Source organism: Lacipirellula parvula (assembly GCF_009177095.1).
Taxonomy (GTDB): Bacteria; Planctomycetota; Planctomycetia; order Pirellulales; family Lacipirellulaceae; genus Lacipirellula; species Lacipirellula parvula.
This window is the reverse complement of record NZ_AP021861.1, coordinates 2,058,929-2,071,893: the sequence shown is the minus strand read 5'-3', so window position 1 is coordinate 2,071,893 and position 12,965 is coordinate 2,058,929. Positions and strand designations below refer to the sequence as shown.

Genomic DNA, 12,965 nt, shown 5'->3' with positions numbered 1-12,965 from the left:
TTTCCTCAGAACTCCGCGCTGCCGGGCGTCCGGGGGAACGGGATCACATCGCGGATGTTCGCCATGCCGGTGACGAACTGCACGATCCGCTCGAGACCCAAACCAAAGCCGGCATGCGGCACCGTACCGAAGCGGCGCAGGTCGAGGTACCACCAGTAGTCGTCGGGATTGAGATCCTGCTCTTTCATCCGCTCGATCAGCACGTCGAGCCGCTCTTCCCGCTGGCTGCCGCCGATGATTTCGCCAACGCGAGGAACGAGAACATCCATCGCGCGAACCGTTTTGCCGTCGTCGTTGACGCGCATGTAAAACGCTTTGATGCCGCGAGGGTAATCGTAGAGGATCACCGGGGCGTTGAACTTCTTTTCGGTGAGGTAGCGTTCGTGTTCGGCTTGGAGATCGGAGCCCCACTTCACCGGGTACTCGAACTTCTCGCCCGACTTCTCCAGAATCTCAACCGCTTCGGTGTAGCTGAGCCGCAAGAAGTCACGATCGCGAACCGTTTCGAGCGCTGCCATGATCGTGTTGTCGATCCGCTCTTGGAAGAACGCCATGTCTTCCTGGCAGTCGGCAAGCACGTCGTTGACGATGCGTTTGAGGAACCGCTCAGCGAGCGCCATGTCGTCGTAGAGATCGAAGAACGCCGCCTCGGGCTCGACCATCCAGAACTCGGCCAAGTGGCGCGAGGTGTTCGAATTCTCCGCGCGGAACGTTGGGCCGAAGGTGTAGATCTTGCCGAGTGCGGTCGCGTAGATTTCACCCTCGAGCTGGCCGGAGACCGTGAGGAACGCCGGCTTGCCGAAGAAGTCTTGAGCGTAGTCGACCTTGCCGTCTGCCGTCTTCGGCGGATTGGCGGGGTCGATCGTGCTCACGCGGAACATCTCGCCAGCGCCTTCGCAATCGCTGGCAGTGATGATCGGCGTGTGGACGTAGAGGAAGCCTTCTTCTTGGAAGAAATCGTGGATCGAGCGGCAGATGCGGTTTCGCACCCGCATCACGGCGCCCATCGTGTTCGTCCGCGGGCGGAGGTGCGCCCACTCACGAAGCTTTTCGAGCGTGTGCCGCTTCTTTTGCAGCGGGTAGTCGTCGGGGTCGGCGAGGCCGTGGACGATCACCTCGCTCGCGAGCAGCTCGGTCGCCTGCTCCTTGCCGCCTGAAGGTTTCACTTCGCCGTGAACCGTAATGCTGCAACCAGCGCTGAGATGTTTTATTTCTGCTTCATAATTTGGTAGCTGCGCGTCCGCGACGATCTGAATGTTGGCGAGGCAGGAGCCGTCGTTCAGCTCGATGAAGCTGAAGCCCCCCTTCGAGTCGCGACGCGTGCGCACCCAACCTTGCAGCGTCGCCTGCTTGCCAATCGCCTCTGCCTGCCGAGCCGCCCAGACTGAAAGCTTTTCCATCGCGTCATCCCTGGTGCAATGTTGATATCGACCGTCGCCTGCGTACTTGCTGGCCGATTAATTCTTAAACACAGAGTTCACAGAGAACACAGAGTCAATGCAAATTTGTGAAATTTACTAAATCTCTCTGTGTCCTCTGTGCTCTCTGTGTTTAAGCATTTTTTGAATTTAGGCCCCAGCCCCAGCATCATCAAAGAACTGCTAGTATTTACAGCCCCTGCGAAGCCAACCAGCGCTCCGCGTCGATCGCCGCCATGCAGCCGCTGCCGGCGGCGGTGATCGCTTGCCGATAGTAATCGTCCGCCACGTCGCCCGCGGCGAAGACCCCTTCGACGCTCGTGTTGGTGCGGAACGGCACCGTCCACTTGAGATACTTCTTCGACGTCATCTCGAGGTGGCCTTCGAGGAACCGCGTGTTCGGCGTATGGCCGATCGCGACGAACATGCCCGTGGCATCGAGATCGATCGTCTTGCCGTCGCCGGTCGTCGACTTGAGCCGCACGCCCTTCACGCCAGTGGCGTCGTCGCCGATCACTTCGTCAACTTCTGTGTTCCACTGGATGTTGATTTTCGGATTGGCGATCGCTCGGTCCGCCATAATCTTCGACGCCCGCAGCTGATCGCGGCGGTGGATCATGTAGACGACGCTGCCGAACTTCGACAGGTAGTCGGCCTCTTCCACCGCCGAGTCGCCGCCGCCGACGACCACGAGCGGCTTATTGCGGAACCGCGGCAACGCGCCGTCGCACACCGCACAAGCGCTGACGCCGCGATTCTTGTAGGCATCTTCCGACGGCAGGCCAAGGTAGTTCGCGCGGGCCCCGGTGGCGATGATCACCGACTGTGCTTCAATCCGCTGCCCACTCGCCGAGTGGAGCACGAACGGCCGCTTGCTGAAATCGACTTTGACGATGTCGTCGGTCTCGATGCGGGTGCCGAAGTTCTGCGCCTGCTTGCGCATCAGGTGCATCAGCTCGGGGCCCGAGCAGCCTTCCTGATGATGCATGTCGGCGAGGTAGTGATTCTCTTCGTCGAGCGCCGAGCGGAGGTAGTGGCTCAGATCTCCCTTCGGGAAGCCGGGGAAGTTCTCGACTTCGGTGGTGAGGGCGAGCTGGCCAAGCGGCAGCGTGCCGACCTGGCGATTCTCTTCGGTGATGGCGCCTTCGAACACGATCGGGCAGAGATTGGCCCGCGCCGTGTAGATTGCCGAGGTCCATCCCGCGGGTCCGCTGCCAATAATCACCACATGTTCAGCCACAGTCGCACATCCTTCCGGCACAAACTTTTAATGAACCCACGGTGGGTGGGTGAAGGGGGAATTATAGAGGGGTGGCCGACGGGCGTAAACTCGACGAGCGCTGTGAAAACGCCTTGATTTGCGACGTTTTTACCTATGGGCGGCATCGCGAGCGCCTATGCGAGCAGCGCGGCTGCAGCGGCATGCTTCATTCGCCGCATCATCTTGCGTCATGGAGAATGAAACGAAGAATCTGATGCATTGCTGTTGTCGAAGCGCAAGATTCCTCGCTGCGGGCGGAATGCCCTTTACTGGATCACTCGCTATGGACTTCCTCATTTCGCTCCACCCGCTCGCGGCCGCACTGCTGATCTTCTTCTTGCGAATCATCGACGTTTCGCTTGGGACGCTCCGCACGATCTCGGTCGTGCAAGGCCGCATTGAGCTCGCGGTCGTGCTGGGCTTCTTCGAAACGTTCGTTTGGCTCACCGCCGTGGCTCAGGCGCTAATGGGCGTCGAGAAGCACCCGATGCTGATCATCGCGTACTGCGCGGGGTTCGCGGCTGGCAATGCCGTGGGGATTCAAATTGAGCGTAAGATCGCCTTGGGAATCGTGGTGATCCGGATGTTCTCGTCGCAAGCGGGCGGAGCGATTGCCTCAGCGCTCAGCATCGCAGGCTGGCAGCCGACGACGTTTCAAGGCATTGGCGCCGAGGGGCCTAATACGATGATCTTCGTTATTGCTCCGCGCCGTCGCACCAGCGAGCTACTGGAAACGGCGCGGGGCGTTGATCCGCACATTTACTACAGCGTCGACTTGGTGCGCGAATACCACGGCGGAGCGACGGCGGCGCTCTCAACGCCGGCCGATTGGCGGGCAATTTTTCGGATGCGAAAATAACGCCGCGTTTAGCCGCGGTAGCCTTCGTGGCAGGCAGTGCACGATTGGCTTGCTCGTCCCGCGGCGGCGCGGGCGGCTTCGTAGTTGGCATCGGCGGCGGCACGGGTTAGCTCGCGCGAGGCGGCGCGGAGGTCATTGCTTTGCTGCTGAAAGTTCTCGTCATCCCAGTACTCGTACGCTTCGCGATCGATGATCGCCGCGAGCATCGCGAGGACTTCGGCCTGCTGTTGGACGTCGACCGCCTTGCGTGAAAACTCGCGGGCATTGGCGAGCGCGGGCGAGATCCCTTCTTGCAGCGCTGACTCCATCCGTTTCATGAGGAGCGGCCGGTCGGCGATTTTGCTCCACTGCTCGGGCGGCGGCGCGGGCTTACCGCCCAGGCGCTCGCCGCGGACGAGGTCGTCGAGTTGTGTCCGCAGTTCGGCGCCTTCGGCGAACGTTTGGTCGGTTCCCGTTTTGCAATTGCGGGCGGCCCGAGCAAAAGCATCGCGGAGGGCTGGCGCATCGTCTTGCCAGCGGACATCGCCGTCGTACTCGGCGATCACTGCGAACAAAACGGCGAGTTCGCTGAACGCACCGCGGCAGACCTTGTAGCCGCCCGATTTGAACTTAGCGGGGTTGGCGAGCGGATCGCGGAGCGTCGCAGCGAGTCGCTTTACTTCGGCTGCAAGCGTGTCGCCGGAAATGAGTTGCGACCAAGTCGCGGCGTCAGAATTTGAGCCGGCCCCTTCGGCGGTTGCATTGCCACTCCCCTGCCCCGCCGCTGAAGTCGCCGCGATAGCTTCAGTCCGTTTCACGGGCCGCTCGCCAACGAGTTGCTCGCGCGCGTCAGCGAAAAACTCGTCGAGCACATCCTGCGACCAAACCGGCGGCTTGGCCCGCTTCACCGGCCGCGCCTTCTCTGCTGCCAAGCCGGCCTCGCCTAGCGCGATGGCCACAACGAATGCCGCAGAGAACGCTCCCCGCATGCCCTTCCCCCTTCCCCATTCAGCATTCCGCATTCGCCCTTCCTCCTTCCCGCCAACTTCCCCGTTCCTGCACTATGGTGTACGTTAAATCGCCCTTCCAGGCCAATCCTCGGCCTGCCCATTTCCCTGGTTCTCCGCCCCCCAGGAACCGCCGCACCATGTCGTACGACAACACGCTCGCCCTCGTCCGCCAGGCCGCCGAGACCGGCAAGATCACCAGCACCGCGCAGAAGAACATTGCCGCGTGGCTTACCGAGCCCCGCTACAGCGAGTATGCCGGGCAAGTGGCCGAGATGGTGGAATCGGGGCAGTGGCAAACGCTCGACGACGTGTTTTGGACGGTCATTCCGTTCGGCACCGGCGGCCGCCGCGGGCGGATGTATCCGGTGGGGTCGAACGCGATCAACGATCGCACGATCGGCGAGAGCGCCCAGGGCTTGGCCGACTATGTGAAAGAGCAACTCGGCGCCGATGGGAACCTGTCGTGCGCGCTGGCATACGATACGCGGCATCGGTCGGAACATTTCGCCCGGCTCTGTGCGGAGATCATGGTCGCCAGCGGCTTCCGCGTCTTCTTCCTGCAAGGCTACCGCAGCACGCCGGAGCTTTCGTTCTGCGTTCGCTACAAAAACGCGTCGTGCGGCATCATGGTCACCGCCAGCCACAACCCGCCGAGCGACAACGCGGTGAAGGCGTACTGGTCGACCGGCGGGCAGCTGCTGCCGCCGCACGACAAGGGGGTCATCGACCGCGTGATGTCGGTGAACGCGATTGAGCGGGTGCCGTTCGATACCGCGGTCGCCGATGGCCGGATCGAAATCTGTCAGGACGAAGTCGATCCCAAGTACGTCGCCGCGGTGGTCGAGCAGTCGATCCCCGGCCCGCGCGACCTGAAGGTGATTTACTCGCCGCTGCATGGCGTCGGCGCCAGCGCGGTGCTGCCGGTGCTAGAAGCGGCCGGGTTCAAGGATGTCGAACTGTTCAGCCTCCACGCGAAGCCGGACGGCGACTTCCCGAACGTGCCGGGACATGTCTCGAATCCCGAGAATCCGCAAGTCTTCGACACGATGATCGCCCACGGCAGCCACAACGGCGCCGACCTCGCCGTGGCGACCGACCCCGATTGCGATCGCATCGGCTGCGCGGCGCCGCTGACGATGGCCAAGGGTTCGCCGTGGCTTACCCTGACCGGCAACGAAATCGGCGCCCTGCTCGCTGAGTACATGTGCGAATCGCGCAAAGCCGCCGGCCGACTGTCGCCGCAGAACTTCATTGTGAAAACGCTCGTCACCACCGAGCTAACTCGCCGCATCGGCGATAGCTACGGCGTGAAGACGTTTGGCGACAACCTCGTCGGCTTCAAGTGGATCGCCGGCGTCATCGATCGCGAAGGCGCCGACAAGTTCCTGTACGGCACCGAAGAGTCGCACGGCTACATGGCCGGCAACTACAACCGCGACAAGGACGGCGGCCTCGCCACGATGCTGCTGTGCGAACTCGCCGCGAAGCTGAAGTCGCAGAAGAAGACGCTGCACCAGAAGCTCGACGATCTGTTCTGGCAGCATGGCGTGCACATTGAGCGGACTGTCTCGGTGCAAATGCCCGGCAGCGAAGGCATGCTGCGGATGAATGAAGTGATGGCGCAGTTCCGCGCGGCGCCGCCGAAGACGCTCGCCGGCAGCCCGGTGGTGCAGGTGCGCGACTACTTCGACCAGACGGTCATCCTCCCTGGCGGCGGCAAGCAGCCGCTCGATGGGCCGAAGGGGGACCTAGTGATTCTTGATCTGGCTCTCGAAGGAAATTACGTCGCGATTCGCCCCAGCGGCACCGAGCCGAAGATCAAGCTCTACATGTTCACCTACGAACCGCCGGAGCAGTTGGCGAACCTGGAAGACGCGAAGCAGATGCTCGACCAGCGGCTGCTAGCGATGGAAGCCGACATGCGGGCGTTTGCGGGGGTTTAAACTGCCCACCGAAAGGGTGCCACTGGCATCTTGCCAGTGTGAATTGCCGAGCGAGAATCCACTTCTGCACTGGCAGGATGCCAGTGGCACCCCGCGGTATCGTATTTTTCGCCTCGTTTTCCCCCGGTCACTGACCGTGGGCTAACCGCTGCGCTACAATTCACGCATGGACGCCCCCGACGCCAACGAATTGCCGCAGGATGCTCAGCCGGAGGCGCCGCCCGACTTGCCGAAGTCGCAGGTCGAGTTCTTCCTCCGCGCCGCCGAAAAGGTGCGGACGCAGTTTCCCAATACCCCCGGCGTCTACCTCTTCCAGGACAAGCTCGGCCGAGTGATCTACATCGGCAAGGCGAAGAACCTGCGCGCCCGGGCCGGCAGCTACTTCCTGAAGGCGGCGGCGGAAGATTCGCGCACCGCCCAGCTCGTGCTCGAGGCCTACGACATCGACTTCATGGAAACGGAGAGCGAAGTCGACGCTCTGCTGAAAGAAGCTCGGCTGGTGAAAGACATCCAGCCGAAGTTCAACCGCGACCTCCGCGACGACAAGACGTTTCCCTACCTGCAGATTACGACGCACGAAGACTTCCCCCGCGTCGAGATCACCCGCACGCCGCAGAGTAGCGGCGTGAAACTGTATGGTCCGTTCGCGAACGTCAGCTCGCTGCGCGGCGCGCTGCAAGTGCTGCAGCGAGTCTTCAAGTTCCGCACGTGCCCGCTCGACATCGAAGAGAGCGACGACCGCTGGCGGTGGTTCCGCCCTTGTCTGCTTGCTTCGATCCGCCAATGCACGGCGCCGTGCAATCTGCGAATCTCGAAAGAGGAGTATCGCAAGGACATCAACCGCCTCCGCAAATTCCTCGACGGCGGCCGCAAACCGTTGCTCGCCGAGATGCGGGCCGAGATGCAAGAGGCGGCGGCCGCACGGCGCTTCGAGCAAGCGGCCAAGCTACGTGACGAAATCCAAATGCTTGAGTCGCTCGAAGATCGCGGCGACCTCGAAAAGAACGAGCAGCCCGAGGTCTTTTACCTCGATCCGAAGAAGGGACTCGCGGGGCTGCAGAAGGTGCTCAAACTCGACTTCCAGCCGCGGACGATCGAGGGGTGCGACATCGCCCATCTCGGCGGCACGGAAACGGTCGCGAGTCTCGTGCAGTTCATCGACGGACTGCCGTTCAAACCGGGCTACCGCCGCTTTCGCATTCGCGAAGTGCAGGGAATCGACGACTACGCAAGCATGCACGAAGTCGTCGCCCGTCGCTTCCGCCGGCTCGAACGCGAAGGCGAAGTCTTCCCTGACATTCTGCTGATCGACGGCGGCAAGGGGCAGCTTGGCAAAGCGCTCACGGCGTTCGAAACGCTTGGCATCAAACCGCCGCTCGTGTTGTCGCTCGCCAAGAAGGAAGAGCTCATTTACGTGATGGGCCGCGACGAGCCGCTGCGGCTGAGCCGGCATGCGTTCGCCCTGCGGCTGCTGCAATACGTGCGGGATGAGGCACACCGATTTGCCCAGCATTATCATCATTTGCTGCGGCGAAAACGGACGCTCGGCGACTCGTAAAAGCCGGCTGGTCAGGCCCTACAACCCTGACCTACACTTTGGCAGCCGCCGTTCTAGCCCCGGGCTCCGCCCGGGGGTCGCGTCGCCCCAAGGCAACGGTTGGCCCTGCGTCAAACTCACCCCCGGGCGGAGCCCGGGGCTAAAAGATCACTGCTGATTCCGCATGCACGATCATCCCCATCCCGCCGGCAAGAATCTGCGGTTCGCGTTTTTCGTGAACTTCGTGTTCACGTTCATCGAAATTGCCGGCGGCATTTGGACCGGCAGCGTCGCCATTCTGAGCGACGCGGTGCACGACGCTGGCGATTGCATTTCGCTCGGCCTCGCCTGGTACCTCCAAGGCGTGTCGGATCGCGAGGCAAATGAACGGTTCACCTATGGCTACCGTCGCCTCTCCGCGCTCGGCGCCTTCATCACCGGCTGCGTCTTGATCGTCGGCCTCGGCTTCGTCGCGTACGAATCAATCCACCGCCTCTTCGAACCGAAGGAAGTTCGCGCCGGCGGCATGGTCGCGCTGGCGGTGGTCGGCGTCCTCGCCAACGGCGCCGCCGCATGGCGCCTCCGCAGCGGCACGTCGCTCAACGAACAGGTCGCCACGTGGCATCTGCTCGAAGATACGCTCGGTTGGGTCGCCGTCCTCATCGGCGGCACGATCATGGCCTTCTGGGATGTGCCGATCATCGACCCGCTGCTGTCGATCGGCATCTCGATCTTCGTGCTGTACAACGTCGTTCGCAATCTGAAGAAGGTCGGCATGGTGTTCCTGCAGGCCTCTCCCGCAGGCTTCGACGTTGAAGCGTTCCGCAAGGAAGCTCTTGAGTTGCCGAAGGTCGTGGAACTGCACGACACCTACACCTGGACGCTCGATGGCGAACGGCACGTCATTGCCACGCACCTGCTGATGCGTTCGGGCACGACGCGCGAGGAAATCTGCGCTGCTAAGGGCGAACTCTACCGCCTGCTGCGGAATCGTGAGTTCGAGCACATCACGATTGAAACCGAGCTGGAGGGGGAGCACTGTAACAGCGAGTTCCCGCCCGCTGGGCATCAATGCGATCACCACTAAGTCGCGAAGGCGCCAAGAAAAGCACGAAGAAGTGCCGCGTTGGCGTTGTTCCACGGAACTGGGCTAATTGACTTGGCGCGTGAGGATCAGCGAAGATTAACGTCTCGCTACCTCGCATTCTGTTCTTCGCCCCCTTCGTGCTCATCTTCCTGACCTCGAGTCTTTGTGGTCAGCATTCCCCCTCAGAAGAGTTCAGCCATGGATCGTCGCCGCTTCCTGCAAAGCACTGCCTTCGCCGCGTCGCTCGCCGCCATTCAGCCCCGCGCCTTCGCCGCCGCCGGCGACAAGCCGCTGCGGGTGGCGACGATCGGCTGCGGTTGGTATGGCAAGACCGACCTGTTTCATTTGATGCAGGTCGCCCCGGTGGAAGTCGTCGGCTTGTGCGACGTTGATGCGACGATGGCAGAGGGCGCCGCGGAATTGGTCGCGCAGCGGCAACCCTCGAAGAAAAAGCCGCCGATTTACGGCGACTTCCGCAAGCTGCTCGCCGCGGAAAAACCAGATATCGTCAACATCGGCACGCCCGACCATTGGCACGCGCTGCCAATGATCGCCGCGGTGGAAGCAGGCGCGGACGTCTACTGCCAGAAACCGATCAGCGTCGACGTCGCCGAAGGCGCCGCGATGGTTGCCGCCGCCAAACGCACCGGCCGCACCGTGCAAGTCGGCCTGCAACGCCGCAGCACGCCGCACCTCATCGAGGCCCGCGATCGTTATATCCGGAGCGGCAAGCTCGGCAAAGTGGCGTTCGTCGACATCCACAGCTACTACGGCGGCCCGGGCGGATTTCCGCCACAGGAAAAGCCCCCCGCCAATCTCGATTGGGAAATGTACGTCGGCCCGGCGCCGTGGCTCGACTATCACCCCCGCATCCACCCGCGCAGCTGGCGCGACTTCCGCAACTTCAGCAACGGGCAAATCGGCGACCTCTGCGTGCACATGTTCGACGTCGTGCGTTACTTCCTCGACATCGGCTGGCCGATGACCATCTCGGCGAGCGGCGGCGTCTTCCAACGCGACAAGAAGTCGATCGCCACGATCGCCGACACGCAAACGGCGACGTTCGAGTATCCCGAGCTGCAAGTCGTCTGGACGCAGCGCAACTGGGGCGAGTCAGGCGACAAGGAATACCCGTGGGGCGCCACGCTCTATGGCGACAAAGGAACGCTCAAGCTGAGCGTCCACAGCTACGATTTCAAACCGCATGGCGACGGCGCCGCCGAACATGGCGACCACCTCGACGAGCGCGACAAGTATCCTGAAGACGCGCAGCACAAAGAGACGGAAATGTTCGCCGCTGCCGCCACGCGCCGCCACATGCAAGACTTTCTCGCCGCGCGGCAGGAGCAGCGGTTGCCGGTGAGCAACATCGAGCAGGGCCACATCAGCTCGGCCTCCTGCATCCTGGCGAACATGTCGATGGACTTGGGACGGAGCTTCAAGTGGGACGCTGCCGCAGGAAAAATCGTCGGCGACGACGAAGCTAATGCGCGGTTGGCACGGCCTTATCGGAAGCCATGGACACATCCCGGGGCGTAGCGCGTGTTAGCCGCTAAGCCGCGAGCGGCTAGGCCGCCATACGACGAGCGGCGACGGCGGCGACAGCAGCCGGAGCGGGTTCGCAGCGTTCGCCCGCACCGGACCAACGACGCAGGGCGACGGCGGCAAGATGGCCGCCGAACGCGATCGAGATTTTGACGGCGTGCTCGAGGGCACGACGGCGACCGACGAGCGGCACGCAATCGAGATCGCAATCAGGATCGGGGTGAGTGAGGTTGACCGTCGGCGGAGCAAAACCGTCGCGGAGCGCCATTGCGGTGATTGCGAGCTCCACGGCGCCCGCGGCGTTCACCAGATGGCCGAGGTTGGCCTTGATCGTGCTGACGCAGAGATGATTGGCGGCGGAACCGAACGCAGCGCGAATGCCGCGAGTTTCCATGGCGTCGTTCTGCTTGGTACCAGTGCCGTGGGCGTTGATGTACGCGACGTCGCTGGGCACGAGATTCGACTTTCGCAGCGTGCGAGCGAGCAGGTGCGTGAGCGGCCGACTGTCGGCGCTCAGATCGGTCACGTGGGTCGAGTCGCTCATCAGCGCGCCGCCTAAGATCTCCGCATAGATCGACGCTCCGCGAGCGCGGGCGGAACTGAGACGCTCAAGGACGAGCGTCGCGGCGCCCTCGCCCATCACAAAACCCGTGCGATTGACGTCGAACGGCCGGCACGCGGAGGCCGGGTCGTCGGCGTTCGCCAGGACGCGCATGTTGTAAAAGCCGGCGGAGAGAATCGGGTGAAGCGTTTGCGCCGAGCCGACGAAGGCAATGTCGCACTGACCGTCGAGGATCGCCCGCATGCCGCTGATCGTGGCAATCGAGCCGGTCGCACACGCGGTCGAGTTGACCATGCGCGGGCCGTAGATGCCGAGCCGGTTGGCGACGCGCGTGGGGACTGCTGAGTAAAGCAGGTTCTCCCACCAAGGCTTGATTTGAGTCGTCCCGTCGCGGCGGGCGTATTCCTCGGCCATCCACGGAGTCGGTCCGCCGCAGGTGCCGTACGAGTGGGCGATGCGTGAGCGATCGACGCGCTTGAGATCGAGGCGGCTGTCGTCGAGCGCTTCACGAGCCGCGGCGAGCGCGATCGGGAAGTTGCGGTCGCCGTAACGATCGAGCCCGACGCCTTCGACCGTGGCGCCGAGCAGCAACCCATCGGGGATTCCGGGCATGCCGCAGAGTTTGCTCACGCCGTTGCGGCCGGCCTTCACGGCATTCCACGTCGATTCACGATCACGCCCTACGGCGGTGACCATGCCGATGCCGGTGATAACGACGCGATCGTCCATCGAATCCGCAATGTGGTGAGGGCGCAGGAAGTGGCGGCAGCAGAGATCTCTTTCAGAAACGCAAGGAATACGGGTTCTGCGTGAACGCCGCTACCCGAGTTGCGGCGACTTAGGCGAGAAATGGGAAAGTGGGGCGACTGCCGCAACTTTGCCGGTGATGAAACGCGCGCCGGGAAGCGAAATCGTGCGGAATGCTAGCAAATCCCTCTGCCGGGGGCTTGCGAGCGCGCGCGCGGCGGGTAGAATCAGCCGCACAACGCTAACTGGGAACGGAAGCCCAATACAGCAATTAAACCAGTAATTTAAGTGGGTCTAATCCCCACATACGACACACGGAGGGATTTCCAGCAACCGCCGGGACGGCATGACCGATTCCTTTGACCTGTTCCTCGGCGAGTGGCCACGAACGATCGACGATCGCTTCCGCCTCTCGCTCCCGCCGGAATGGGTTGAACCGCTCGCGGTCGACACGGCGAACTGCACCTTGGCCAAGGAACGGCCGGGATGCCTCAGCCTGTGGAACACCAAGCAGTGGCAAGGCTGGCTGAGCAACGGCGTCGAGCTGTTGCAAAGCAAGATCCGCAGCGGGCGACTCGATCGTCGCACGGAGAGCGTTCAGCTCGTCGGGCGGCTGCTATCGACTCGCCACTACACGCTGCCGATTGCCGGCCGCGGACGGATTGCGATCCCCGACGCGTTTCGGGAGTTCCTGGGAGTCGAGCCGGGCGGAGACGTATTAATCGTCGGCGCCGCGGTTTGCGTAGAAATCTGGCGGCCAGCGAGCTGGAGCCAACACATCGGAGATCAGATGCCGGGCTTCCGGCAGCTGTTCGACCAGTTAACGGAGTAACTAAGGAGCTGTCAGCGATCAGCTTTCAGCCGTCAGCAAATACAAGCAGAAAAAAAAACTGAGGAAGTTTGGCTGAATGCTGACAGCTGACCGCTTCCTTACTACAGAACAATCCGCGCCTGGCTGGCACGGTTAGCCACACACCACCCGTCCGTTGTCACCCGGTTCGGGATGCAAGTCTATCG

10 protein-coding genes are annotated in these 12,965 nt (G+C 62.6%); 6 read left to right on the top strand and 4 right to left on the bottom strand.

All coding sequences use genetic code 11. The features are described from left to right. Nucleotides 1–5: 5 nt before the first annotated feature. On the bottom strand, nt 6–1,400 hold the full coding sequence (gene asnS, locus PLANPX_RS07990; RefSeq protein WP_152098221.1) for an asparagine--tRNA ligase: 1,395 nt from the start codon (nt 1,398–1,400) through the stop codon (nt 6–8). Nucleotides 1,401–1,608: 208 nt separating this feature from the next. Beyond that, nucleotides 1,609–2,658 carry an NAD(P)/FAD-dependent oxidoreductase gene (locus PLANPX_RS07985; RefSeq protein ID WP_152098220.1) on the bottom strand — a complete coding sequence of 350 codons (1,050 nt, stop codon included), beginning with the start codon at nt 2,656–2,658 and terminating at the stop codon, nt 1,609–1,611. 304 nt (nt 2,659–2,962) lie between these two features. Here PLANPX_RS07985 and PLANPX_RS07980 point away from each other — a divergent pair, with 304 nt between their 5' ends. Beyond that, nucleotides 2,963–3,538, top strand: a complete 576-nt coding sequence (locus PLANPX_RS07980; RefSeq protein WP_152098219.1) for a DUF2179 domain-containing protein — start codon at nt 2,963–2,965, stop codon at nt 3,536–3,538. Nucleotides 3,539–3,546: 8 nt separating this feature from the next. Here PLANPX_RS07980 and PLANPX_RS07975 read toward each other — a convergent pair whose 3' ends face one another. Next, entirely contained in the window at nt 3,547–4,476 is a 930-nt protein-coding gene (locus PLANPX_RS07975) for a cytochrome c (RefSeq protein WP_172991932.1), read from the bottom strand. 188 nt (nt 4,477–4,664) lie between these two features. On the opposite strand from PLANPX_RS07975, the gene PLANPX_RS07970 reads away from it, so the two are divergent. From PLANPX_RS07970 to PLANPX_RS07955, 4 genes are all read left to right on the top strand, one after another. Next, nucleotides 4,665–6,470, top strand: a complete 1,806-nt coding sequence (locus tag PLANPX_RS07970) for a phospho-sugar mutase (RefSeq protein ID WP_152098217.1) — start codon at nt 4,665–4,667, stop codon at nt 6,468–6,470. A 166-nt stretch (nt 6,471–6,636) separates the two neighbouring features. Beyond that, nucleotides 6,637–8,028 carry a UvrB/UvrC motif-containing protein gene (locus tag PLANPX_RS07965; protein WP_152098216.1) on the top strand — a complete coding sequence of 464 codons (1,392 nt, stop codon included), beginning with the start codon at nt 6,637–6,639 and terminating at the stop codon, nt 8,026–8,028. A 163-nt stretch (nt 8,029–8,191) separates the two neighbouring features. Beyond that, complete coding sequence (locus tag PLANPX_RS07960; protein WP_152098215.1) at nt 8,192–9,094, top strand: cation diffusion facilitator family transporter; 903 nt, start codon at nt 8,192–8,194, stop codon at nt 9,092–9,094. Between the two features lie 198 nt (nt 9,095–9,292). Continuing rightward, complete coding sequence (locus PLANPX_RS07955) at nt 9,293–10,633, top strand: Gfo/Idh/MocA family protein (RefSeq protein ID WP_152098214.1); 1,341 nt, start codon at nt 9,293–9,295, stop codon at nt 10,631–10,633. A 28-nt stretch (nt 10,634–10,661) separates the two neighbouring features. Here PLANPX_RS07955 and PLANPX_RS07950 read toward each other — a convergent pair whose 3' ends face one another. Next, a complete protein-coding gene (locus PLANPX_RS07950) occupies nt 10,662–11,930 on the bottom strand; it encodes a beta-ketoacyl-[acyl-carrier-protein] synthase family protein (RefSeq protein WP_152098213.1) in 1,269 nt (422 codons plus the stop codon). A gap of 364 nt (nt 11,931–12,294) precedes the next feature. Between PLANPX_RS07950 and PLANPX_RS07945 the strand changes: the two genes are divergently transcribed. Beyond that, complete coding sequence (locus PLANPX_RS07945) at nt 12,295–12,780, top strand: division/cell wall cluster transcriptional repressor MraZ (protein WP_152098212.1); 486 nt, start codon at nt 12,295–12,297, stop codon at nt 12,778–12,780. The last annotated feature ends 185 nt before the right edge of the window (nt 12,781–12,965 follow it).

What these genes read in the sequence shown, in the direction of transcription:
- asnS (WP_152098221.1), bottom strand. Translation starts at nt 1,400, where the DNA reads ATGGAAAAGCTTTCAGTCTGGGCGGCTCGGCAGGCAGAGGCGATTGGC.
- PLANPX_RS07980 (WP_152098219.1), top strand. Translation starts at nt 2,963, where the DNA reads ATGGACTTCCTCATTTCGCTCCACCCGCTCGCGGCCGCACTGCTGATC.
- PLANPX_RS07970 (WP_152098217.1), top strand. Translation starts at nt 4,665, where the DNA reads ATGTCGTACGACAACACGCTCGCCCTCGTCCGCCAGGCCGCCGAGACC.
- PLANPX_RS07965 (WP_152098216.1), top strand. Translation starts at nt 6,637, where the DNA reads ATGGACGCCCCCGACGCCAACGAATTGCCGCAGGATGCTCAGCCGGAG.
- PLANPX_RS07960 (WP_152098215.1), top strand. Translation starts at nt 8,192, where the DNA reads ATGCACGATCATCCCCATCCCGCCGGCAAGAATCTGCGGTTCGCGTTT.
- PLANPX_RS07955 (WP_152098214.1), top strand. Translation starts at nt 9,293, where the DNA reads ATGGATCGTCGCCGCTTCCTGCAAAGCACTGCCTTCGCCGCGTCGCTC.
- PLANPX_RS07950 (WP_152098213.1), bottom strand. Translation starts at nt 11,930, where the DNA reads ATGGACGATCGCGTCGTTATCACCGGCATCGGCATGGTCACCGCCGTA.
- PLANPX_RS07945 (WP_152098212.1), top strand. Translation starts at nt 12,295, where the DNA reads ATGACCGATTCCTTTGACCTGTTCCTCGGCGAGTGGCCACGAACGATC.